The organism is Roseovarius atlanticus (genome assembly GCF_019802205.1).
Lineage (GTDB): Bacteria > Pseudomonadota > Alphaproteobacteria > Rhodobacterales > Rhodobacteraceae > Roseovarius > Roseovarius atlanticus_A.
This window is the reverse complement of the sequence record NZ_JAHVHQ010000003.1, coordinates 323,401-347,498: the sequence shown is the minus strand read 5'-3', so window position 1 is coordinate 347,498 and position 24,098 is coordinate 323,401. Positions and strand designations below refer to the sequence as shown.

General features: G+C 63.8%; 18 protein-coding genes and 1 riboswitch. Of the genes, 4 read left to right on the top strand and 14 right to left on the bottom strand.

The features are described from left to right. Nucleotides 1-3 precede the first annotated feature (3 nt). From KUV49_RS07505 to KUV49_RS07495, 3 genes are read right to left on the bottom strand one after another with little or no spacing between them, the layout of a single operon-like run. Nucleotides 4-765, bottom strand: a complete 762-nt coding sequence (locus tag KUV49_RS07505; protein ID WP_222449412.1) for an ABC transporter ATP-binding protein — start codon at nucleotides 763-765, stop codon at nucleotides 4-6. Then, entirely contained in the window at nucleotides 762-1,820 is a 1,059-nt protein-coding gene (locus tag KUV49_RS07500; protein ID WP_222449411.1) for a FecCD family ABC transporter permease, read from the bottom strand. The genes KUV49_RS07505 and KUV49_RS07500 overlap by 4 nt, the downstream gene beginning before the upstream one ends. Next, complete coding sequence (locus tag KUV49_RS07495) at nucleotides 1,817-2,827, bottom strand: ABC transporter substrate-binding protein (protein ID WP_222449410.1); 1,011 nt, start codon at nucleotides 2,825-2,827, stop codon at nucleotides 1,817-1,819. The genes KUV49_RS07500 and KUV49_RS07495 overlap by 4 nt, the downstream gene beginning before the upstream one ends. Nucleotides 2,828-2,928: 101 nt before the next feature. Continuing rightward, a riboswitch (cobalamin riboswitch) is annotated at nucleotides 2,929-3,118 on the bottom strand. 562 nt (nucleotides 3,119-3,680) lie between these two features. On the opposite strand from KUV49_RS07495, the gene KUV49_RS07490 reads away from it, so the two are divergent. The 3 genes from KUV49_RS07490 to KUV49_RS07480 are packed head-to-tail and all read left to right on the top strand — an operon-like array spanning nucleotide 3,681 to nucleotide 8,050. Beyond that, complete coding sequence (locus KUV49_RS07490; protein ID WP_222449409.1) at nucleotides 3,681-5,774, top strand: TonB-dependent siderophore receptor; 2,094 nt, start codon at nucleotides 3,681-3,683, stop codon at nucleotides 5,772-5,774. A 3-nt stretch (nucleotides 5,775-5,777) separates the two neighbouring features. After that, entirely contained in the window at nucleotides 5,778-6,998 is a 1,221-nt protein-coding gene (locus KUV49_RS07485) for an MFS transporter (protein WP_222449408.1), read from the top strand. Then, complete coding sequence (locus KUV49_RS07480) at nucleotides 6,995-8,050, top strand: siderophore-interacting protein (protein ID WP_222449407.1); 1,056 nt, start codon at nucleotides 6,995-6,997, stop codon at nucleotides 8,048-8,050. Before KUV49_RS07485 ends, KUV49_RS07480 begins: the two co-directional genes overlap by 4 nt. 270 nt (nucleotides 8,051-8,320) lie before the next feature. Here KUV49_RS07480 and KUV49_RS07475 read toward each other — a convergent pair whose 3' ends face one another. From KUV49_RS07475 to KUV49_RS07445, 7 genes are all read right to left on the bottom strand, one after another. Continuing rightward, nucleotides 8,321-9,373, bottom strand: a complete 1,053-nt coding sequence (locus tag KUV49_RS07475; protein ID WP_222449406.1) for a 2,3-butanediol dehydrogenase — start codon at nucleotides 9,371-9,373, stop codon at nucleotides 8,321-8,323. Nucleotides 9,374-9,466: 93 nt separating this feature from the next. Then, on the bottom strand, nucleotides 9,467-11,266 hold the full coding sequence (locus KUV49_RS07470) for an NAD(P)/FAD-dependent oxidoreductase (protein ID WP_222449405.1): 1,800 nt from the start codon (nucleotides 11,264-11,266) through the stop codon (nucleotides 9,467-9,469). A gap of 140 nt (nucleotides 11,267-11,406) precedes the next feature. Further along, nucleotides 11,407-13,155, bottom strand: a complete 1,749-nt coding sequence (locus tag KUV49_RS07465; protein WP_222449404.1) for a sigma-54-dependent Fis family transcriptional regulator — start codon at nucleotides 13,153-13,155, stop codon at nucleotides 11,407-11,409. A gap of 312 nt (nucleotides 13,156-13,467) precedes the next feature. Continuing rightward, complete coding sequence (locus KUV49_RS07460; protein ID WP_222449403.1) at nucleotides 13,468-14,220, bottom strand: ABC transporter ATP-binding protein; 753 nt, start codon at nucleotides 14,218-14,220, stop codon at nucleotides 13,468-13,470. After that, nucleotides 14,217-15,161 (bottom strand): iron chelate uptake ABC transporter family permease subunit, encoded by a 945-nt coding sequence (locus tag KUV49_RS07455; protein ID WP_222449402.1) that lies wholly within the window; start codon nucleotides 15,159-15,161, stop codon nucleotides 14,217-14,219. The genes KUV49_RS07460 and KUV49_RS07455 overlap by 4 nt, the downstream gene beginning before the upstream one ends. Then, a complete protein-coding gene (locus tag KUV49_RS07450; protein WP_222449401.1) occupies nucleotides 15,151-16,104 on the bottom strand; it encodes an ABC transporter permease in 954 nt (317 codons plus the stop codon). Before KUV49_RS07450 ends, KUV49_RS07455 begins: the two co-directional genes overlap by 11 nt. Nucleotides 16,105-16,107: 3 nt before the next feature. After that, nucleotides 16,108-16,995 (bottom strand): siderophore ABC transporter substrate-binding protein, encoded by an 888-nt coding sequence (locus tag KUV49_RS07445; RefSeq protein WP_222449400.1) that lies wholly within the window; start codon nucleotides 16,993-16,995, stop codon nucleotides 16,108-16,110. Between the two features lie 125 nt (nucleotides 16,996-17,120). On the opposite strand from KUV49_RS07445, the gene KUV49_RS07440 reads away from it, so the two are divergent. Next, entirely contained in the window at nucleotides 17,121-17,408 is a 288-nt protein-coding gene (locus KUV49_RS07440) for a DUF2218 domain-containing protein (protein WP_222449399.1), read from the top strand. Nucleotides 17,409-17,784: 376 nt separating this feature from the next. Here KUV49_RS07440 and KUV49_RS07435 read toward each other — a convergent pair whose 3' ends face one another. The 4 genes from KUV49_RS07435 to KUV49_RS07420 form a co-directional block, all read right to left on the bottom strand. Continuing rightward, on the bottom strand, nucleotides 17,785-19,728 hold the full coding sequence (locus tag KUV49_RS07435) for a TonB-dependent receptor domain-containing protein (protein WP_222449398.1): 1,944 nt from the start codon (nucleotides 19,726-19,728) through the stop codon (nucleotides 17,785-17,787). 358 nt (nucleotides 19,729-20,086) lie between these two features. Next, complete coding sequence (locus KUV49_RS07430) at nucleotides 20,087-21,532, bottom strand: NAD-dependent succinate-semialdehyde dehydrogenase (protein ID WP_222449397.1); 1,446 nt, start codon at nucleotides 21,530-21,532, stop codon at nucleotides 20,087-20,089. A gap of 3 nt (nucleotides 21,533-21,535) precedes the next feature. After that, the gene (locus KUV49_RS07425; RefSeq protein ID WP_222449396.1) at nucleotides 21,536-22,582 is read right to left on the bottom strand and encodes a tartrate dehydrogenase; all 1,047 of its coding nucleotides are present in this window, start codon (nucleotides 22,580-22,582) and stop codon (nucleotides 21,536-21,538) included. A gap of 23 nt (nucleotides 22,583-22,605) precedes the next feature. Then, a complete protein-coding gene (locus KUV49_RS07420) occupies nucleotides 22,606-24,093 on the bottom strand; it encodes an aldehyde dehydrogenase family protein (protein ID WP_315899481.1) in 1,488 nt (495 codons plus the stop codon). Between the last annotated feature and the right edge of the window lie 5 nt (nucleotides 24,094-24,098).

Below are 24,098 nucleotides of genomic sequence, written 5' to 3'. Positions count from 1 at the left end.
CCTTTACAGAGCATGAGAAAAATGGAGGCGTGGCGAGCCGTCCGGAGCGGCATGGCGCATGGCCGCCACGCCGAAAACTTCGGCCAGCAGCGGCTCGCTCAAAACCTTGGTCGGAGAGCCGGTGGCGAAAAGGCGACCCCCGTTGAGCACCCCGATCCGGTCGCAGACCGTGGCCTGGTTCAGATCGTGCAGCGCAACGACGCGGGTTATCGGAAGGCTCCCGACCAGTTCCATGAGCGAAAGCTGATGGCGGATGTCGAGGTGGTTGGTGGGCTCGTCGAGCAAGAGGAGATCGGGTGTCTGCGCAAGCGCGCGGGCTATGTGGACGCGCTGCCGCTCGCCGCCCGAGAGAGTATGCCAGAGGCGATCGGCGAACGTGGTCATCTCCACCGCGCCAAGGGCGTCCGACACTGCAGCATCGTCGACCCCGCTCCAGCCCCGCAACGGCGAGAGGTAGGGCGTCCGCCCCAGTTCAACTGCTTCGCGGACGGTCAGGCGATCCGTGGTGTCGGCCTGCTGCTCAACGAATGCGATGCGCTGCGCGCGCGTCCGGGCCGGAATCCTTGCAAGGTCCGCACCTTCAGCCAGGACGCGCCCGGCGGAAGCCCGGCGCAGCCCGGCGAGACAGCGCATCAGCGTCGACTTGCCCGATCCGTTAGGGCCGATCAGGCCGAACAGCTCTCCAGGCTCGATCCGGAGCGTGATGTTCTGAAGGAGCGGCGTGCGATGCACGCGCGCCGACAGGGCCTGCACTTCGATCCTCATCGCTGCGCACCTCGAACGAGGATCAACGCAAAGGCCGGGGCGCCGACGAGTGCGGTCACCACTCCGATGGGCAGGACCTGACCCGGGACTATGACGCGGCTGACCACATCGGCCGCGACAAGGAACACTGCCCCGGCAAGGGCAGATGCGGGCACCAGACGGTCGTGACGCGTGCCTACGAGAAACCGCATGGCATGGGGGACGACCAGCCCCACAAAGCCGATTGCCCCCACCTTCGAGACGAGAACGCCGACCATGATCGCGGTTGCGGTGATCAGGCTACCGCGCAGGGCCGGCACGTTGATCCCGAGCGATGCCGCCCCGTCAGCCCCGAAGGTGAAGGCGTCAAGCCCGCGCCGGTGCCAGAGGCAGAGACCCACCCCGGCAAGGGAGACCAGCGTGCAGGCCGTGACATCTTCCCAACGAATGCCAGAGAGGTTGCCCATCAGCCAGAACATGATGCCCCGTGCCTGCTCGGCATTGGCCGAGCGGGCGATGGTGAAGGCCGTGAGCGCATTGAACATCTGCGATCCGGCAATGCCCGCAAGGATGATTGCGGCCGCAGCCTGTGTGGCGCGGCCGCCACCGGCGCCTCCGCTCACGGCATGGGCCAGGACCACGACACACCCGAATGCGAGAAGCGCACCAGTCAGCGCCCCGAACGACATGGAAATCGCGCCGCCGCCGACGCCCGCAACCGTTACCAGAACCGCGCCGGTCGAGGCTCCCGCCGAAAGGCCCATAAGGTAGGGATCGGCCAGCGGGTTTCGCAGGAGCGCCTGAAGCACCACGCCTGTCAGCGCCAGCCCCGCGCCGCAACAGGCGGCGACGATGGCCCGAGGGAGGCGATAACTCCAGATGATCCCCGCCTCGATCCCGTCCACGGGATAGCTTTCGCCCCAAACGTGGTTCGCCAGCGTTTGAAGGACGGTGGCGAACGACAGCCGTGTCTCGCCGATAGCCGTCCCGGCGAGAATGGTGAGACCGAGGATCAGGGGCGCCGCCCACAGGCCGCGCCCCGGCGCGACCCGCGGAGGCGCGGACACCATCGTCATTCGAACGACATCTCCGAGAGCGCCTCGGACAGCGTTTCCAGCCCGTAGATCGAGCGCATCGTCGCGCTCATTGCATGGGCGTCGATCTGCACGATCCGCCCCTCCTGAACAGCCGTCATTTGGCTTGCCACTGGATCGTTGCGCAGGAACTCCAGCTTTTTCTCGACATCATCGGCCGGAAAGCGGCGGCGATCCATATAGGCGATGACCATGATGTCCGGATCAGCGCGGGCGATGGTCTCCCATCCGACCGTCGGCCACTCCTCATCCGAGTCGATAACGTTCTCGATGCCGAGAGCGCTCATCATGTAGCCCGGCGCGCCGAGCCGCCCGGCGACATAGGGATCGATCTCCAGATCGGCCGAAGAAAACCAGAATACCGCCGACAGATCGTCCGGCAGATCGAGCCCCTCGGCCCGGGCGACCGCATTGGCCTCAACAGCCTCAAGCTCTGCAACCAGAGTTTCGCCCGCGCCCTGCACGTCGAAGATCGCCGACAACTCCCGGATGCCCTTGTAGACGGACGCCGTCTCGAAGGCTCCCGTCCGCGTGCCGTCCCCGCCAGTGGAATTGTCCTTGGTGTCACAATCGGCCGGCATGATGTAGGTGGGGATACCGATGTCATGGAACATCTCGCGCGTCCCCACGATCCCGCTTTCGCCGACGTGCCATTCGTATTGCACGGCAACCAGGCCGGGCTTCTTCGCGACCACGCTCTCGAAGCTCGGGTCGTTATCGGCAATCCGCTCGATCCCTTCGTTCACCTCGGTGAATTCCGGCAGGACCGGATTGAACCAGACCGAGGTGCCCGAGACCTTGGTCGCAAGACCCAAAGAATAGAGGATCTCCGTCGCAGACTGGCCGATAGTCACGGCGCTGTCCGGAGCGGCGTCAAAGGATACTTCGACACCACAATTCGTGAGATTGAGGGGGTAGTTTGTTTCCTGCGCTTGCAGAGGAAGTGCGGCGCTGGCCACCAAAGTGGCTGCAATCAGGGTCTGTCTCATCCGATCCGTCCCGTCAGATAGGACCGTCAGGGGCAAGACGTGAAACAGAATAGGCCAAGACGACCACGTCGCGTTTCCCGCCCCGGCACACCCCGTCCGGTCGTGGTTTCATGTCCGTCGGCAGGTCTCCTGACTGGCGGGTTTCCGCACCTCTCGCCTTCCCGGGACAATCCCAGTGGCATTCGAGAGGCACTCGCCGCCTACAGTTGCGGGGGCAGTTCCGTTTACCGGCCAAGGCCGGAACGGATTCCCTTTTCATTCCCGAAGGAAACCGACGCCGAGATCAGTTGCAGAATCTCCGGCCCGCCGCAAGCGCATTATGAGTGGGCCTGCTGCCAGTCGTATGTGATCGCCATAGCTGCCGTTCGGCCTGTCCGCAGCATATGGAAATACGGGCTCGCTGCCGACCTTCGCCGCACGCTGCCTGAACGGCAGCTTCGGGCGCTGACGAGCACCACGCGGCCCGTGAGAGGCAAGCCTATCTGACGAGAGAGGCAATCTCGCGCTTCCGCATTTCTGTTTTCAAACGACATTTCCCCCGCCCGAGAGGCAGGACTATTCGACTCGTGCCACCTCTTGAACAGCACCACATGGTTCTGCATTTCTCGTCAAGGACTTACCTCCGCCGCGCCGGCGGGTGCCGTTTTCCCTAACAAAATCTATGCGGCCTCAATCCACGCCTTTCGGCACCTGAAGAGCCGTTCTTCTGTCCTTGTGCCTGCTGGTTCGAAAGCCGCTGGCAGTACCTCCCTAGCTGCACACACAATACCTGACAAAAACAGTTTGACTCTTTGGATCAGGTCCTCTCTACGTGCGAAGCGAACTGAAAAATTCAAAACAAATCAAGGACAGTATGAAGTACCTCAGCCTGACCACCGTCGCCCTTTTGACCACGAACCTCTCGGCCATCGCGCAGGAGGGCACCCCGGTCCAGCTTGGAACGATCGAGCTGGAATCCGAAAGCGACGAGACACTGCAACAGGACGGGTATGTCGCGCAGTCCGGTCGGCAGGCGACCAAGCTGGAGAGCCGGATCGCGGACATTCCGCAGTCGATCGGTACGGTCACGCAGGACGAAATAGAAGATCGCAAACCCCGTCAGCTTCTGGAGGCCCTGGAGTTCTCCGCTGGTACCACCACCAGCACTTTCGGGTTCGACAGCCGGTATGACGCGTTCTACCTGCGCGGGTTTCCGGCGTTCAACAACGGGTTCTTCCGGGACGGTTTGCGGCAGGTCAACGGGCCGTCGGCATGGTATGTCAACGCCCCCTACACGCTGGAAGGCATCGCCATCCTGAAGGGACCGTCCTCTTCGCTGTACGGTGTCAGCGGTCCGGGCGGTTTGGTGAACGTGGTGTCCAAGCGTCCGAAGTCCGAGCCGTTCAACGAGTTGCGTTTCACGACGGGCACCGACAACCGCGCAGAGGTGGCGTTCGACTTCACTGGTCCGGTGGATGAAGATGGCCGCCTGCTGTACCGACTGACAGGTCTCGTGCGGGACGCGGACACGCCGTTGCCTGGCTACAAGGACGACAAGGTGCTTATCGCGCCGTCGCTGACCTACGACCTGACGGAGCGCACGCGCATCACGCTTCTGACGGAATACTCGGATTCTACCGTCGGGGCGACCGCGACCTATTTCAATCCGGCACCGGGCGTGGCGTCGGAGACCTATAGCGGCGATCCGGCCTACAACACGTTCGACAACGAGCAGTATCGCATCGGTTACGAGATCGCGCATGAGCTGACCGACGCGGTGACACTGCGCCAGAAGTTGCGCTTTTCCGAGGTGGACAGTGAATTGCGGTATAGCGGGCTGTATGATTTCGGCGGCGGGGTCGTCGGGCGCGGGTGGGGCAAGTATTTCGAGAACCAGTCGAATTTCAGCGTCGACAACACCATCGAGGCAGAGTTCGAGACCGGGGCCCTGACGCACCAGTTCGTGGCAGGAGTGGATTACACCTCGTCCGAATTCGACGCGTACTCCACCTTTGGCACCGCCTCGGCCGCCGCGGTCGAGGCTTCACCTGCGCCTTATAGCCAAGGGCAGGAAATCGAACAGACGGGGATCTACCTTCATGACCAGATCACCAGAGGCGCGCTCAAGGTCTTTGTCAGTGGGCGGTATGACTATGTCGAAACCACCACGTTCGATGCGGCGCGCGTCGGCACGAGAACGCGCGACGAAGCCCTTACCGGCCGCATCGGCGTCTCTTTCGCGATGGCGAACGGGATGACGCCCTTTGCCAATATCTCCAGCACATTCGTGCCCAACACGGGCGTGACCTATTCCGACCCGACCGATCCTGCCAGTGACAGGCCTGCCGCACCGACAGAGGCGGTGCAGACCGAGCTTGGCTTCAAGTACGAACTGCCCGGAACCGACAGTCTGATCACCGCGTCGATCTTCGACATCCAGCAGGAGGACGGGGTCGTTTTTCAGCCGGTCAACAGCGCCGTCTTCGGCGGCTTGAACCAGGTCCAGGTGCCCTATGACCTGCGCTCTCAGGGGCTCGAGCTTGAAGGAAAGGTCAACCTGGGGAACGGACTGCGGATGACCGGCAGCTATACCTATCTCGATGTCGAAATCGAAGCCGGGACCACCGGCACGGTCGGCAACCAGTTGTCCGGCACACCCAAGCATCAGGCCGCACTCTGGGCATTCTACGAACCGCAAAGCGGTATGATGGAAGGCTTCGGCATTGGCGGCGGCCTGCGCTATGTCGGCGAAAGCTACGGCGACGATCAGAACACGTACAAGAATCGCGACCGGATTTTCGTCGATCTGGCGATGACCTACGATTTCGCCAAGCAGGGCTATGAAGGTCTGGAATTGCAGGCCAATGTTCGCAACGTCTTCGACGAGGACGGACAGACCTGTAGCGCCGGCTATTGCTATCGCCACCAGGGTAGGACCGCGACCGTTGCCGTGCAGCGCCGGTTCTGAGGAATGGCAGCAGATCAAGTCAGGATCGTCGGGGCTATTGGCGGGATCTACGTGGCGCAAAGCGTGCTGGGCGGACTGACCTGGAGCGGGCTGCCCGGCGTGCTGCGGGACCAGGGATTGCCGCTGGACCATATCGGTCTCGTCTCGCTGATCGTGCTGCCCTGGGCACTGAAATTCCTGTGGGCTCCGGCCTTCGAGCGGCTGCGATTACCCGCGGTGGGCAGGGACCGCTCGGCGGAGCTGGTGATGGCCGGTATCGCCGTTGTCGTCACCATGCTGGCGCTGGTCGGTGCAATCGGGCCGGTTCCGGTGCTGGCCGTGCTTGGCGTTCTGCTGGTGGCCGCCGCCGCCACGGCGACGGTCGACATCGCGGTGGACGGCTACGCCGTGGCCGCCCTGTCGCAGACTGGTTACGGTTGGGGAAACGCGGCGCAGGTGGGCGGCGCGTATATCGGCTCGGCCATCGGCGGCGGGGCTTTCCTGATCCTGGTGGATCGCGCCGGCTGGGCCGTGGGAACCTGGAGCATGGCGGGCGTGATCGCGGTGATCTGCCTGCCCTTCGTTTTCCTGGCAGGTCGCGCGGCCAAGCCGGTGACACGAGCGCATGTGCCCAACCTGCGGTCCGCGCTGCTCCGGCCCGACCTTCGCCGTGGGCTGATGATTGCGGCACTGTACGTGGTGGCTCAGAAGACGGCGATGGGACTTTTCGGTCCCTTCTTTATCGACGCGGGTTACAGCCTTGGGGACCTGGGCCTCCTGTCCGGGCTCGGCAGTCTAACTCTGGGACTTTCCGGAGCCCTGACGGGTGGCGCCGTGGTGCGCCGCTTCGGTAGCTGCCGGGTGCTTGTCGGAGCTGTTTTGGCACAAGCCTCGCTGCTGGCGCTTGTCTCTGTCGCCGCTGGCACCGGCCTTTTCGCACCGGCGCAGGTGGCGCCCTTTGCCATGGTCACCAGCAGCGCCATAATGGCGTTTGGCTTCGTGGCACTCTACGCACAGTTTATGCGGTGGTCGGACCCTCGGCAGGGTGGTGTCGACTTTACCCTTCTGCAATGCATGGACGCCACCGTCAGCATGCTTGCCGGATTGGCCGCTGGCGTGATCGCGGAGTGGTTGGGCTACGGCATCTTTTTCTGCATCGCCAGCGTGGTGTCCTTCTCGACAGTTCCGCTAATCCTGCGGGCAACGTCTGATCGCAGGCTCGATGCCCGGAGACGTCCGACATGACGCGGAAACAGTACATTAAGGAAGCCCGCGCCGACTTGCCGGGCGTGGCCTTCGACTCGATCCGCAGGATGCTCTTGCACCAAGCCGAGGAGCACGGCCTGCCCCTGCAGGAAGACGAACCGGGCCGGGTGACGGTGGAAACGGGGTATGGTCTGATTGGGCTGCGTGAAGGCGTCGATGCCTCCGTGACCGGCATGGTCGCGGCGTCCGACACCCGGTCCCTGTTCGTGATGAAAAACGCCCTGGTCGAGCAGTTGCGCACTGTCTCGCCCGATTTGGCCGAGACGATGCGCTGGTCCGACAGTGCCGCAACAGGGGGCTTTCCCCCGAATTTCCAATTCGGGCAGGTGACGCAGGTCGAGCGGTTGGGAGACGCCTTTCTGCGCGTCAGCCTGCAGGTGGAAGACGTTTCTGTGTTTGGTGACGAGTCGATCCATTTCAGGCTGGTTCTGCCGCCCAGCGGCATGACACCGGACTGGCCCACGGTGGCACCCAACGGGTCGACGCGATGGCCCAAAGGACCCGGCGCGCCGCATATTCCGGTCTACACCGTGCGCAGCCTGGACCCGGCGTCGAATGTGATGGTCATGGACGTGTTCCGCCATGACGGTGGACGCATAACGGAGTGGTGCGAGGAAATACGTGCCGGGGACTTGCGGCGCGGCCGTGTGGGCATCGTCGGCCCCGGGGGCGGCGGGCTGGTGGACGCGCAAAGCCTGTTGGTCGCCTCGGACGAGACAGGGTTTCCTGCCGTGGCACGACTGATTGAAGGACTGCCCGAGGGGGCCAAGGCCGAGGTGATCCTCGAAACCGCCGGCAGTGCCGAAAGCCCCTACCCGCTCCCAGCGCGTGAGGGAGTTTCGGTCCGATGGCTGTCGCGCCAGACCGGCCAAACAATCGCGGATGCCGCTCTCGAAGCTCTGCCGCGACATTCGACGTCGGCGATCTGGTTCGCCGGTGAAAAGAAAGCTGCACGCCGTCTGCGAAGTGCCGCAAAGACCATGGGCTTTCCGGCAAGCGACCTCTACATAACCGCGTTCTGGGCCATGTGAGGATCCTCGGCGACCTGCACGTTTGATGCACTGACAACAGCGCCGAACCCCTGGTGAATTCTCGAACCTAAGGGCGAGCGAAAAGGGACAGCCTGCTGCGCGAAGATGCAGCATCCAGCACAGTTTTTTTCCAGCGCTTGAATTGCAGTGCCGACCGTCAGCCGCAAAACACATCAAACCGATGCAATACATGGGGTGTGAATGACCCCTGTAAGGGGCTCCGGCCGCCGCCTGTGATCGGGGCGGCCGGGTTTCTTCTGCGGCGGGACGTCAGTCGGGCGCTTCGACCAGGATCTTCACATGTGACTTCTCCGCGGCAAGCGCTTCGAAGCCTTCTGCGACGATCTCATCCAAGGGAATCCGCTTGGTTACCAGTTGATCGGCGCTGAAATACCCTTGGGTCATCAGCGCCATGACCGCCGGGTAGACATTGCGATAGGCGATGGTGCCCTGCAACTGGCGTTCCTTTAGCACGACTGTGTTGGGCTGGAAGGAGGCCTCCTGTTCCCAGATCGACACGACCAGAACCTGTCCCTCGTGGCGCGTGGCGTCGATGCATTGCGGCAGAACCTGAGGTACGCCGGTCACCTCGAAGGCAACATGAACCCCACCCGTAGCGTCTCGAACCGCCGCGACAGCCTCGGTCGCGGTCGGGTCTATCGCCGAGGTCGCGCCGAGATCCAGCGCCTTTTTCCGCCGCACCTCAGAGGGCTCCACGACGTGAATCTCTGACGCGCCGGCAACGCGCAGCGACTCCACGACCAGAAGTCCGATTGGACCCGCGCCGAAGACAGCGGCCTTGTCACCCGCCTTGATCTTCGAAAGGCGCACCGCGTGCAGGGCGACGGCAGCAGGCTCGACGAGCGCGCCTTGCTCCATGGATAGCGCCTCGGGCATCTTGTGCACCATGCGGGCGGGGACAACGCTGTAGGTGGCAAATCCACCGTGCCCGCCGGACAGACCGACGAAACCGAGGCTGTCACACAGGTTGTATTTACCTTCGAGACAAGCGGCGCACTCCCCGCAGGCAAATATCGGTTCGATGGCGACGCGGTCGCCCACCGCAATATCCGTGACGCCCTCGCCCAGTTCCGCGACGGTACCACAATATTCGTGCCCCATGGTGATCGGCGCCTTGTCGTGGCTCAGGGGGTGATCGTCATCCACAGGCACAAAAATCGGCCCTGCCAGATATTCGTGCAGGTCGCTACCGCAGATCCCGGTCCATGCGACCTTGACCTTCACCTCGCCCTTGCCCGGTTTCGGTTCCGTGATGTCTTCGACGCGAATATCCTTCACGCCATGCCAACGTGCTGCTTTCATTTCTTTTCTCCAATGTCAGTAAGGGGTGCGCCCGGCGGGAGGAAGGTGCCGGGCGCTTGGGCGCGCCATGTTAGGTGCTGCCCGGTCACGGCATCACGACAGGTGATGCACCTCCTGCAGGCCGTAGACGGGCGTGTCGATGCCTTCCATCCGCGCCTTCAGTTGCAACGCAAGGTACAAGGAATAATGGCGAGACTGGTGCAGGTTGCCGCCATGGAACCAAAGGTTGTCCTGCTGGGTCGGCTTCCACATGTTGCGTTGCTCGCCCTCCCAGGGGCCGGGGTCCTTGGTGGTGTCGGAGCCGAGCCCCCAGACCTTGCCAACCTTGTCTGCAACGTCCTGGCTGATCAGGTCTGCGGCCCAGCCGTTCATCGAGCCATATCCTGTCGCCATGACCACCAGGTCGGCGTCCAGATGCGTTCCATCCGACAGCACCACGCCGGTCGCGTCAAAGCGCTCGACCTGGCCTTTCACCAGCTTTACCTCGCCATCAATGATCAACTGGCTGGCGCCCACGTCGATATAGTATCCCGAGCCGCGCCGCAGGTATTTCATGAACAGGCCAGACCCGTCATCGCCCCAGTCGAGGTCAAACCCGGCCTTCTCGAGCCCGGCATAGAACTCGGCATCCCGCTCGCGCATCTGGTCATAGAGCGGAATCTGGAATTCGTGCATGATCCGATATGGCAGCGAGGCAAAGATCATGTCTGCCTTCTCGGTCGTCACGCCATTGGCCACCGCCTCTTCGGAGTAGAGCGCGCCAAGCCCGATATCCATCAACGTATCGGACCGCACGATATGAGTAGACGAGCGCTGGACCATCGTCACATCGGCATCTGCCTCCCAGAGCGCGGCACAGATGTCATGCGCCGAGTTGTTCGACCCGACGACGACCACTTTCTTGCCGCTCCAGGCGTCCGGGCCTTCGTGCTGCGAGCTGTGCTGGATCGTGCCCTTGAAGCTGTCCATGCCGGGAAACTCCGGCATGTTGGGCTTGCCGGACATGCCCGTGGCCAGCACCAGCTGCGTCGGATGCAAGGTAACGTCTTCGCCGTCGCGGTTGACGGTGACGGTCCAGGTGCCTGCGGCTTCGTCGAACTTGGCGCTGGTGACTTCGGAGCGGCTCCAGTAGTTCAGTTCCATGACCTTGGTATACATCTCCAGCCAGTCGCCCACCTTGTCCTTGGGCGTGAAGACCGGCCAATTGTCGGGGAACTTGATGTAGGGAAGGTGATCGTACCAGATCGGGTCATGCAGGCAGAGCGACTTGTAGCGTGAGCGCCACTGGTCGCCGGGCCGGTCGTGCTTGTCGAGAACGATGGCCGGCACGCCCAGCTGGCGCAGGCGCGCGCCAAGGGCGATACCACCCTGCCCGCCACCGACGATCACGGTGTATGGCTGTTCGGAATATCCAAGCTCGGCGGCTTCGGCTTCGCGCTTTTCCTTCCACGACTTGCGATTCTTGGCGGCGCCGTGTTCTGCGCCCATCGGGCGGCGCTTGCCGCTGTTTTCCTCGAAGCCCTTCAATTCCTGCAGCGCGGTCAGCAGTGTCCAGATCCGCCCATCCTTCAGGCGCATCAGGCCCCAACCGCGGCCCACGGCGGTTTCAAACGTGATCCATGCGGTGACGACACCGCCATCCTCGCCGGGAGCTTCGTCTTCTTGGATAGCGAACGCGTGCGGCTTGGTGTGTTTCAATTGCGCCGTCAGCATGTCCTGAACTCCGGACGGCCCTTCTACCGTCTTGAGGTTCCAGGTCACGGCGACCAGGTCGCGCCAGTAACTGTCGGTGGCAAACAGAGCGCTTGCTGCCTGCACGTCGCCTTCCTCCAAGGCGGCGTTCAGGCTGTCGAGCACCTCTTGCACCTGCGTGGTGACTGTCGAATCGAGCATTGCGGTTCCTCCTCATCAGCAATGTGATGAGCAAAGAGTGGCGAATGGCCCTGCGGCCATTCCACGGAAATCCGATCAATGTCGTCCTATATGTGATTGCCGCGCTCCAGCATGTTGCACACGCAACAAGACGCAACATCTCAGTCGGGCGCCCGCAACCCTTCTTTGCGGATGCGGCGCAGAACCGTGGAACGGTTGACCCCCAATCGACGCGCGGCACGGGCCATGTTCCAGTTGCAGGCGTCCAGAACCGCCTCCAGATCCTGCTCGTGCGCCCGAGACTGCGGGGCGGGAGGTAGATCGGGCAGATCAATCACGTTGGTTTCCGCCATTGCGCAGGCCACGTCCAGCACATTGCCAAGTTCGCGCAAGTTGCCTGGCCAGTTGCGCGCAGTCAGTTCGGCCCGCGCCGAAGGCGTCAGGCGCATTTCCCCGCCACGGCGACGCCTCAGCAGGCGGTCGATCAACCAGCCAAGGTCTTGCCTTTCGCGCAGCGGCGGCAATTCCAGTGCGGAGCCGGAAAGCCGGAAATAAAGCGCCGATGGCATGATCTCCTGCGCCATCAGGTCCGACGACGCGTATGTGGTGGTCGAAATCGGGCGCAGATCCGGGTTCGCATCCAAAAGGCCCGCCAGAACCCGTGCGGTGTCCGGCTGCAGATCCTCGATTCGACGCAGCAGCAACGTTCCCGGCCCCGATTGACCGTTAAGCGCGTCACGCATCTCTTCGGGGTGCGTTCCGGCGCAATCAATGGCAACGAAGCGCCCGCGGCGGGATGCCATGTGAATGGCGCGGGCCAGCTTGGTCTTGCCGCTGCCGCTTTCGCCGCAGATGAGCAACGGCACCTGCGTCGGCGCGAGCCGGTCCGCCTGCGTCAAGAGCCGGATCAAGGTCGGGTCGCTTCCAGCGAGGGTTGCATGGAAACCGCTCAGCGCACGTCTTTCCGAAGCCTCCGCTCCCACGGACGCCCTGCGCGGAGCCTGCGGTGATATGGCATGGCCGAACACGGCGCCTCCATCTCCCAAGGCCACGACCCTTTCCTCGGTGGGACGATCGCGCATCAGGTCAGGCAGGTCATCGACCGTCAATCCAAGAAGACTGTCGATCCTTTCACCGATCAGGCTCTTGCCACGCGACAGCATCCGTGTAGCGGCGCGCGTGGCCCCGATCACCCGCCCTGACCCATCGAGTGATACGGCCGCTTCCGGGTCCACGTCGAGAAATTCGGGGCTGGAGGAAAACCTCAGCACCCACTCGCGACGGCTGGCCGCCATGAGATTGGCCATTTCGACCCGCCGGGCGGCCGCCGTAACCAGGGACATGGCCAGGTTCTGGCTGCTTTTCGGGGCCGGAGAGCGCAGCAGAGAAATATCCAGCACTGCCGCAAGTTGCCCTAGGCTGTCGTAGATCGGCGCTGCGGTACATGACAGCCCCGTGTGGGCATTTCCGAAGTGATCGTCCTGATGCACGGTCACCGGCTCGCCCGTGAAGATGCAAGCCCCGACACCGCAGGTACCGGCAAGGTCTTCGGACCAGTTCGAACCGAGGTAAAGACCTGCGTTGCGCAACTCGTCGACAAACAGATCATCGCCGAAGAAATCGACACAGACGCCTTTTGCGTCCGTCAACAACAGAACGTAGTTCTGTCCTGTGACCTGGCGAAACAGGCTTTGCAGGCTGGAGCGCGCCGCGCCGATCATCCAATCAGCCTGATCGCGATGTATGCGAAACTCCGTGTCCGTTACGATATGGGCCGGATCACTGCGCGTCGGGTCCATCCCGTAAAGCTCGACGCACCGACGCCAGGAGGCATCCACGTAACCGTCCCGACCAGACGCATGACCGTCCAGAACCTGTGCGATCTCTTCAACATGATGACGCTCAACCATGAGACCCTCCTGACGGACACGATAGCACAATCAAGACATGCTCGCACAACCGAAGACCGTTCGTCAGGTTTTGGGGCCCCGCTCGGTGCTTCGGCCCAGATCCGAACATCACAGTTGATGCTTTGCGAAGCAGGCGGCAGGCCAGCGGCATGAACGGCCCGCGTTGCGGCATGCCGCCCCATGGCAACGGCTGAGACGCTCCGCTCAAGCTTCGCGGCAAAGCCACGATCGTCCAGCCTGTTCTGGACGAGCTTGGCGACCCTGGCCTCCGAATCCTAAGCGGGAAGACGCCAGGCATCCGAACGGGCTTGTTCAGACCGCCACGAAGGTCCGCCCGCCGATCCTGTGCACCACTGCGTCGGTCCCGAAAATCTCGTGCATCAGCCTGCCGTCCACCAGGGTTTCAGCATCGCCCTGCGGGCCGATCCGCCCCCCTTTCATAGTCACGATATGATCGGCATAGGCACAGGCATAGTTTATGTCATGCAGCACGATCACCACCGTGCGCCCATGCTCCCGCGCCAGCCTCTGCAACAGCGCCATCAGCGACCGCGACGCCGCGATATCGAGATTGTTCAGCGGCTCGTCCAGCAGCATGTAGTCGGTATCCTGCGCAAAGATCATCGCCAAGAGCGCCCGCTGCCTCTGCCCGCCCGACACCGTGTCGAGCGTCCGCTGCGCCAGCGGGTCCAGATCGAACAGGGTCAGCGCCTCGGCGACCTTTTCGCGGTCATGCTTTCCCGGCCGGCCCAGGTGGTGCGGATAGCGCCCGAACGCCACCAGTTCCTCGATGGTCAGGCGCGGCGCGATCTCTGAACTCTGCGGCAGGATCGCCAGCCGCCGCGCCAATGTATTCGATGCGCAGACGCCCACCTCCAGCTCGTCCACCATGATCCGGCCTGCACAGTGCCGCGCCAGTCGCGCGATCAATGACAGAAGCGTGCTCTTGCCCGCCCCGTTCGGACCGATCAGCGCGGTCACCTTGCCCTTCGGGATTTCCAGCTCGATGTCGTGCAGCACCGCCCTGCCGCCCAGGTCGTGGCTCACGCCCGTCACCGAAATCATCGCTTCAATCCTTTCATCACCAGCACCAGGAACAGCACGCCGCCCGCAAGATCGATCACCACGGTCAGCGGTGTCACCAGCCCGAACACGCGCTCCAGCAGGGCCTGCCCCCCGACCAGCGTCGTGGCCGAAATCAGCGCGGCCGAGACCAGCAGCACCGCGTGCCGCCCCGTAGGCGTCACCGCATGCGCGATACTGACCACCAGCAGCCCCAAGAAGGCCGTCGGCCCGACCAGCGCGGTCGCCACCGACACCAGGACGCCGATCAGGAACAACGCCTGCAACGTGCCGCGTCGTACGTCCTCGCCCAGGTTTATCGCCGCCTCCCGGCCCAGCGACAGCACGTCCAGCCGGTGCCGCATGGCCCAAGCGCCGATCAGCGCCGCGCCGATGGTCGCCGCCGCGATGGCCAGCAGGCCGGTCTCGATCTGGTGGAACCGGGCATAGGACGACACCTGCACCACGCTGAACTCATTCGGGTCCAGCATCCGCACCAGCAGGGTGCGCAGCGACCGGAACAGCACGGTCAGCACCAGCCCGGTCAGGATCATCCGCATCAGGTCGGGCCGCTCCTGCAGCAACAGCGTTCCGAACAGCAGCAGCGACGCGCCGGTCATCAGCACCAGCGACACGACGAACTGAACCCACGACGTGACGACAAGGTAATCGGTCATGCCGAACACGAAGACGCCCATCGCCACGATCAGCACGAACAGCTCGTCGAAGCCCATGATCGAGGGTGTCAGGATGCGGTTCTGCGTGATCGTCTGAAAGAGCACGGTCGAGGTCGACAGCGCCACCGCCACAAGGCACAGCGCCGCCAGTTTCGCACCGCGAAACTCCAGCACGAAGCCCCAGTTGCCGCGCGCGCCGATCGTCATGTAGGCCACCGCCGACGCCACGAACAGCACCGCAAGAACGATCAGCCGCCTACGGGGCATGGCGCGCCGGACGGTACAGCAGCCAGATGAACACGACCGCGCCCACGACCCCCAGCACCGTGGCCGAGGGCATCTCGAACGGATAGCGCAGCACACGGGCCACGATATCGGACAACAGCACCAGCCCCGCGCCTGTCATCGCAATCACCGGCAGCGTGCGGCGCAGGTTGTCGCCCATCATGCGCGACACGATGTTGGGCACGATCAATCCCACGAACGGGATGATCCCCACGCTGACCACGGTCAGCGCGCTGACCAGCGACACGGCCAGAAGCCCGAACAGCATCACCTGCCGGTAATTGAGGCCGAGGTTGATGCTGGCCGCGTGCCCCAACCCCAGGATCGAGAACTGGTCGGCCACCACGAAGCACAGCACCGCAGCGACGGCGGCCAGCCACAACGTCTCGTACCGGCCCTGCAACACGCCCGAGAACTCTCCGGTGATCCAGACGCCGATCATCTGCAACAGGTCGTTCTGGTAGGCCACGAAGGTCACGCCGGCCCCGATCACCCCGCCATAGACCAGCCCCACAAGGGCCACCATGTAGGGCTGCGTCGGCGGCAGCCGCCGGGCGATGAGCAGGAAACCGGCGGTCGAGGCAAACGCCGTCGCCGACCCCATCGCGATCTTGGCAAAGAGCGATGCCGCCGGCGCGTAAAGCGTGACCAGCAGGATGCCCAGCGCCGCGCCCTCGCCGCTGCCCACGGTCATCGGTTCGACGAAACGGTTGCGCACCAGCATCTGCAGGACCGTCCCCGCCACCGCCAGCGACGCCCCGGTGATCAGCACCGCGAACAGGCGCGGCGCCCGGCTCACCGCGATCAGTTGCAGCGCCTCAGGGTCTTGCAACAGCGCCCCGGGGCGCAAGTCGATCACGCCGATGAAAAGCGACACGAGCGACAGCGCCACCAGCGCAACCAGTCCGAGAAGGAGCCTACCCAAAGGTCAGCTTCCGGAAAACGCGTCGAGCAACTGGTCCATTGTGGCATTGAGGGCCTGAACCCCGCCCGCCGCAATGTAGATCGGCGCGCTATCAAGAGTGATCACCTTGTCATTGCGCCACGCTTTCGTCTCGCGCACCAGCACGTTGTCCAGCGTCGATGTCGCCGTCTCCACGTCGCCGATCGCGGCGCTACGGTCGATCACCAGGATCACATCGGGATCGACCTGCCGGATGAATTCGAAACTGATCGCCTCGCCGTGGTCGGAACCCGCCACCTCCTTGGCGGCCACTTCCAGCCCGAAGGCGGAGTGCAGCCAACCGAACCGCCCCGACGGGCCATAGGCCGAAACCTTAGGCCCGTTCGTCATCACGATCAGCGTCCGTCCCGCGCCCGCGGCGGCCTCGGTCACCTCCGCCTGCTTGCGCCTCAAAGTGTCGGCCAGCGCCGCCGCCTCGGCTTGCTTGCCGAAGATCGCGCCGTAAGCCTCCAGGCGCTTCAGCCCCGTCGCCAGCGTGTCCTCATGGATCGTCATATCGATCGTCGGTGCAATCCGGGCCAGGTCCGGCACCTTTTCGTAACTGCGCCCGCCGGCGACGATCAGGTCCGGCTGCAACGCGTAAAGCGCCTCCATGTCCGGCTCGAACAGCGTGCCGATCCGCGCCGCGCCCGCCGCCGCGTCCTCGAGGTAGTCCAGGTAGACGTTGGAAATCGTGCCGGCCACCGCGATGCCCAGCGCCTCCAGCGTGTCGAGCGCCGCCATGTCGTAGACGGCGACGGTTTCAGGGGTCTGCGCAACGGTGACCGGGCCACGATACGTCTCGACGGTCACGTCCTGCGCACCGGCCGGCCCCGCCGCAAGGCAAAGCACAAAAGCGAATTTTCGGAGCATGTCTTCCCTCTGTCTTGAAAAACCTGCATGGCTGGGAAGTCTGGCTTTGCAGGCGCGGTCGCGCTGTGCTTAACCGCAGCGAAAAGAAGAGTCTACGCCCAACACTTCACGAAAAGGAGGCAGCCATGCCAACCCTCATCGGACGCATCGAAACCGAGCACGGCGCCAAATACCTCACCCAGCTCTGCAAGCATTTCGCCCACAAGATCGACGCCACCTGGGACGGCAACCACGGCCGTGCCGATTTCGTCTTCGGCCCGGCGATCATGGAATCGGACCCCCAGGGGCTCACCATCCGCTTCGAAGTGGACAAGGACGAAAACGTGCCCGCCGCCAAGGGCGTCATCGACAGCCACCTCGTGACCTTCGCACACCGCGAAAAGATCGAAGGCATGGAGTGGACCGCGGCCTGACCTGGTGCTGCGTCCCGGCCCCATCGGTCCGGGCAGGCCAAGTCCGCTCAGCGGGACATGAAAGACGTTTGATCTACAGCCCCAGCGCGGAGTCAGGCCGCAGGCCCCGCGCCATCGACGGGCCGCTCCCACGGCCCGGCGATTGGGTGACGTTCGGTGCATCGCTCAATTCTGTTTCGGATTTGGCTTGGATCAAGCGCTGCCGAACCACCGTCGGATCGCCGCGCCGCGGCCCGTCAATGGCGCTCGGAACTATAGATCACACGTGTCCGCAAAGGGCTCCAACCAGACCTTTGCCCTTCGATGACCGCGACCCTTACGGTCGCGATCATCAGCACGCCTAGCGCGGACCCCGCCCACACGGTCAGCACCCCGTTCAGAACCGCAGCGTCGCCCGCAGGTTGAAGGACCGGCCCGGCTCCCGCAGCGGCGTCACCGTCGCGAATTCCTGACCATAGGTCGCCCGCTCGGTGTAGGTCTCGTCAAAGATGTTGTCGATCTCCGCCCGCACGGTCAGGTTCTCCATCCGGCGCGGCGTATACTCGGCAAAGGCGTTGACCACCTCGAACCCGTCGATCTCGCCCCCGGGCGCGCTCGCCGCCGACTTGTCGAACACGATCTGCGCATCCGCGCCCAGCGTCAGGCCCAGCCTGTCCCACGAATTGGCCACCTCGAACACCAGGTTGTCGCCCAAGGGCGTGGTCAGGTACCGCCCGGTGTAGCTGTCGGCGGGACCTCCGTTTATCTTGGTGTCGATATCGGCATAGGCGATGCGGGCGAACCCGCTCGACCACGTGTAGGCCGCGCCGATCTCATACCCTTCGGTGTCGAGGTCCGAAACCTGCGCCGGCCCGCCGTTGAACAGGCCCGTTGTCGGGTCCAGCAGGGTCCGCGCGTTGTCGATATCGGTCTTGAACAGCTTGGCGTTGAAATCCCAGTTCCCGACCCGGTAATTGGCGCCAAGGTAGTAGTTCTCCGAGGTCACCGGCTCGATCGACGCCGGATAGGTCCAGGCGGTGTCGAACAGGAAGCTTTCCGCCAACGCGATACCGCCCCACACGCGCGAGGCCCCGGCGCTGACCGTGATCGCATCGGTCACGTCGTAATCCCCGGCGATATTCGCCGACAGTCCGTCATTGTCATAGGTCGTGCCGTCGACGCCCTCGAACTCCTGGAAATCATAGCGCGCGCCCGTGGACAGGCGGAACCGCTCCGTCAGGTCCAGCTCCGCCTGCACGAAGAGGCCGATATTCGTGGCCTTCTCCTCGGCAAAGAACACGGCCGTACCCTCGCCATTGATATCCGCCACGTCGCTGTAGAAATCGAGGCCCGCATTCACAGTGCCATTCGCCACCTGAAACTCGTTCTGGATCTTGCCCGTGAAACTCGTGGTCTTGCCCGCATAGGCGTCCGTGGCGCCCGGCATCGGCCCTGTGTACAGGTCGGTCGAATTGTAGGCGATCTGCACCGACGGATTCCACATCGCCGTGGTGTTCCCGAACTCGTAGGACAACACCAGGTTCTGGCGCTCCAGCGTATAGGTCCTCGTGTCCAGAACGCCGCGTATACCCGCGAAATCCGCCCGCAGCGGTCGCCGCGCATCGTCGCGCACGATCTCGTACCCCAGCTCCAGCCGCCCGCCATTGTCGGCGTTGAACGCCACCTTGGCCAACCCGCTGGTCAGCCCCGTGCCCGACCCGGTGATATCGACGCCGGAGCCATCCTCGCGCAAGCCGCCATCGGCATACTTCCCGAAGGCCAGGTATTCGAACCGCCCTGACACGCCGAACAACGCCAGGCTGTTGGTAAAGACATCGCCGTTGCTCTGGTACTCGGTGATGAAGCGTCCGCCGAACGTGCGCCCCTCCTCCAGGAGATCCTGCACGTCCTTCGTCTCGAACGCGATCGCGCCGGCCATCGCCCCCGGCCCCGCATCCGCCGGCGCCACGCCGGGATCGACCCGTACCGCCTTCAGCAATTCCGGGTCGATATAGGTCGTCGCACTGTGGTGAAAGATCCGGTTGTTCTGCCGCGCCCCGTCGATGGTGACGTTCAGGTTGTTCTCCTCGACCCCGTTTACATAGATCTTTTGCGAGATCGGCAGCGAACTACCCACCGATACCGACGGCTCGGACTTGAAGACCTCCTGCAGATCCTTCGGCGTGGTCCGCGTCAGGTCCTCGTTGTCGATCCCGATGGAGGTGGTGGCATCCGACCCGATATAGATCGTGCCCAGAACGAACGGTTCGGGCGCTTGCGCAAACGCGCTCCCGGTTCCGATGATGAAAATAGCCGACGCATACGGCGTGACAGTGCGCATAATCCATTCCCCAGTAGATTTGATTTTTCTGGGTAGCGGATGATTGGCTGCCTAAGGTTGGTCCATTTCACAGGCAGGTGCGGATTGCAATTCAGAACGGCACGCAGCCCAGCACGCTGAGGGAATGCCCAGATATCCTGTGTCGTTCCGAGAACGTGCTTTCACGCTGCACGGACATGACGCCCATCAAGATCGTCGAACGAATGCCAGCCCCTTGAGCAGAGTGCTTTGGGTTGATCGACCCGCGCGTAATGATTGATCGATTGCAACCCGACCAACTCTGCCTTTCCCGACGCAATATGCGAACCTAGATAATCCGCGCCGAGAACCATTCACCCCGTGGAGCACTGCCGGTCCCTCAGGACACCGCAAGTCCGCCCACGTGAAACGCCTTGGTCTCGAGATATTCCTCGATGCCTTCCCGCGCCCCTTCGCGGCCAAGCCCCGATGCCTTGACCCCGCCGAACGGGCTCTCGGCATGGCTGACCACCCCGGTATTCAGCGCAACGATGCCGAATTCCAGCGCCTCGCCCACGCGGAACGCGCGGGCCAGATCGCGCGTGTAGAAATAGGCCGCCAATCCGAAGGGTGTCCCGTTGGCAAGCGCCAGCGCCTCGTCTTCAGTCTCGAACCTGAAGATCGGCGCCACGGGGCCAAAGGTCTCTTCCCCGGCAAGCTGCATGTCAGGCGTGGCGTCGGTCAGCACCATCGGATCGGCATATTGCGTTGCCAGTTCGCGCATTTCGGTACTGCGCCGCGCGCCCTTCGACAGGGCGTCCTCGACATGAGCGGTGATCTTCTGGATCGCGGCCTGATTGATCATCGGCCCGATGTCGCTGCCTTCCGCGTCCCCCGGCCCGACCTTGAGGGCGTTCACCCGCTCTGACAGCGCCGCCACGAACGCGTCGTGTATCCCCGCCTGCACGAGAATACGGTTCGCGCAAACGCAGGTCTGCCCGCCATTGCGGAATTTCGACAGCATCGCCCCTTCGACCGCCGCGTCGAGATCGGCGTCGTCGAACACTATGAAAGGTGCGTTGCCGCCCAACTCCAGCGAGAGCTTCTTGAGCGTGGGGGCGCATTGCTCGGCCAGAAGCGCGCCCACGCGCGTCGAGCCGGTAAAGGACAGTTTCCGCACCACCGGCGAGGCTGTCAGCGTCTTGCCAATGACCTCGGGCCGCCCGGTCAGAACGTTCATCACCCCCTTCGGCAGACCGGCCCGCTCCGCCAGAACGGCCAGCGCGAGGGCCGAGTAAGGCGTGAAATCAGACGGTTTGACCACCATGGTGCACCCCGCAGCCAGACCGGGCGCGACCTTGCGGGTGATCATGGCGATGGGGAAGTTCCAAGGTGTTATGATCGCGCAGACACCCACCGGCTCCTTCATTGCGAGGATTTTCTTGCCCTGTACCGGCGACGGGATGATCGACCCGTCAATGCGACGCGCTTCTTCGGCGAACCAGCGGATGAACGACGCGCCATAGGCAACCTCTCCCCGCGACTCGGCCAGCGGCTTTCCCTGCTCGGCGGTCAGGATTTGCGCCAGATCCTCGGTATGCTCCAGCACCAGGTCGTGCCACCGCATCAGGATATCGGCACGCGCGGCATGGGTCCGCGCCCGCCAATCCCGCATCGCCCCCTCGGCGGCCTGGATGGCGCGCTCTGTCTCGTCGGCCGTCGTGTCGGGCATGGTGCCCATGACCGCGCCGGTCGCGGGGTTGGCAACCTCCATGTCAGGGCGCGCAATCCACTCACCGTCGATCAGCGCGGCCTGGCGAAAAAGATCGGGGTCGGAAAGCTTCATCGTTCAACCTTTCATCGCGGCAATCACCGCATTGGTAATATCGTCCGTACCGTGGTTGCCGGGGCGAATGCCGATGCCCTGAGCCGTCGTCGCGGATATGGCCTCTTCCACCCGATCGGCGGCACCGTCTTCGCCCAGATGGCGCAGCATCATCGCCCCCGACCAGATGGCCGCAATGGGGTTTGCAATCCCCTTGCCCGCGATATCCGGGGCCGAGCCGTGCACCGGCTCGAACATCGAAGGCGCGGATCGATCGGGACAGATATTGGCCGACGCGGCAAACCCAAGCCCGCCCTGGATGGCCGCGCCCAGATCCGTCAGGATGTCGCCGAACAGGTTGGACGCCACGATCACGTCAAGATCCTCTGGGTTCATCACCATCTTGGCCGCCATTGCGTCGATATGCACATGGCTGACCGTGACATCGGGATAATCGGTCGCAACCGCACGCGTCATGTCATCCCAGAAAACCATGGAATACTGCTGTGCGTTCGACTTGGTGACCGAGGTCAGGTGCCCGCGCCGTGCTTGCGCCTGCTCGAAGCCAAAGCGCAGGATGCGCTCCACCCCCTGCCGCGTGAAGACCGAGGTCTGCACGGCCACCTCGTTGTCGCGCCCCGGGTGCACGCGCCCGCCCGCCCCGGCATATTCGCCTTCGGTGTTCTCGCGGATGCACAGGATATCGAAGGCGTCGGATTTCAACGGGCCTTCCACGCCCGGCAACAGACGATGCGGGCGGATATTGGCATATTGATCGAACGCCTTGCGGATCGGAAGCAGCAGACCGTGCAGCGAAACCGCGTCCGGCACCGTCTCGGGCCAGCCGACCGCCCCCAGAAAGATCGCGTCGAAGCCGCGCAGCGTTTCGATCCCGTCCTCCGGCATCATAGCGCCCGTCTCGTGGTAATGGGCGCAGGACCATGGGAAGGTCCCGGTGCGCAGCGTGAAATTCTCCATTTCGGCGACGGCGTGCATCACCTTCATGGCCGCCTCCGTCACGTCAACTCCGATCCCGTCGCCGGGGATCAAGGCAATCTGGTGCTCGCTCATGGAAATTCCTTTGTCTTACTCGTTCAGATAGTCGCCAGCACGGATTTCGTGCGGCGGTTGGCGGTATAGGCTTCGCGGCCCAGGTCCTTGCCCAGCCCGCTGGCCTTCCATCCGCCGGTGGGCAGGATGTGGTCGCGCGACCGGCCATAGCGGTTGATCCAGACCGTCCCCGCCTCGATCCGGCCCGCAACGCGCAACGCGCGTGCCAGGTCGCGGGTGAAGATGCCGGAACACAGACCGTATGTCGGATGCGCCGCCATGGCGATGGCTTCTTCCTCGGTCTCGAACGTCTGGAAGGTGGCGACGGGGCCGAAGATTTCTTCGGTGACGGCCGGATTGTCCGGCGACGGCCCCGCCAGCAGCGTGGGCCGGTAATAGCTGCCCTCACGGTCGAACCGCGCAGCACCGCACAGCGCCTCGGCCCCATGCTCGCACGCGGCGCGTACAAGGCTGTCTATACGGCCAAGCTGCGCCTCCGAGATGATCGGGCAAAAGCCGGATTGTGCGTCCCAGGTGGCCGCGGGCTCATGCCGGCTGAACCTTTCGGTCAGGCGCCCGGCCAGCTCGTCGGCGATGCTGCGGGCCACGATCATCCGCGACCCGGCCACGCAGAACTGGCCCGCGTTGGGCAATATGCCACGCTCCAGGCAGTCTGCCGCAAGGTCGAGATCGGCATCCTCGAAAACGATCATCGGACTCTTGCCGCCCAGCTCCAGCGTCATCGGCTTGATCCGGCAACGGGCGACGTTTTCCATGATCGCGGCACCGGCGCGGGTAGAGCCGGTAAAGGAGATCTTGTCGATTCCGGGATGCCCCGTGATCGCTGCGCCGGTTTCGGGACCGTCGCCGAGAATGACGTTGACCAGCCCTTCGGGCAGACTGGCACGCACTGAAAGCTCGGCCATGTAAAGCGCAGACCAGGGCGTCATCTCGGACGGCTTGAGAACCACTGCATTGCCGGCGGCAAGCGCAGGTCCCAGTTTCCATCCCGCCATCGAGATCGGGAAATTCCACGGCGTGATGGCACCCACCACGCCATGCGGCTCCGAGGTGATCATACCCAGGCTTCCCTCTGCCGTGGGCGCCAGCGCGTCGCATTCCTTGTCGGCGAACTCGGCGAAGAACCGGATCTGCTCGGCGGTCACGGGGATGTCCCCGGCCACCGTGTCGGCCACGGGGCGGCTTGAACAGACCGCTTCCAGCCGGGCCAGTACGGGGGCCTCCTCTTCCATCAGGTCGGCCCACCGATGCAGCGCGCGCAACCGTTCGCGCGGGGCCGCACGCCCCCAGCCGGATGTGCGCAGGGCCGTGCGCGCGGCCTCGACCGCGCGGTCCACCACCGCCATGTCGGCTTGGGGCACTGCGCCTAGCGTGGCACCGTTCGACGGGGCCGTCACTGTGATTTGGTCGCGGGCGGGCACATAGCGTCCACCGATGTAATGCCCGCGGGGCAGCGTCAGCTCCGCGGGATCGAAGGCAAGTGTCATGGTCACCTCTCGTTGGTTGTCCACAGTCT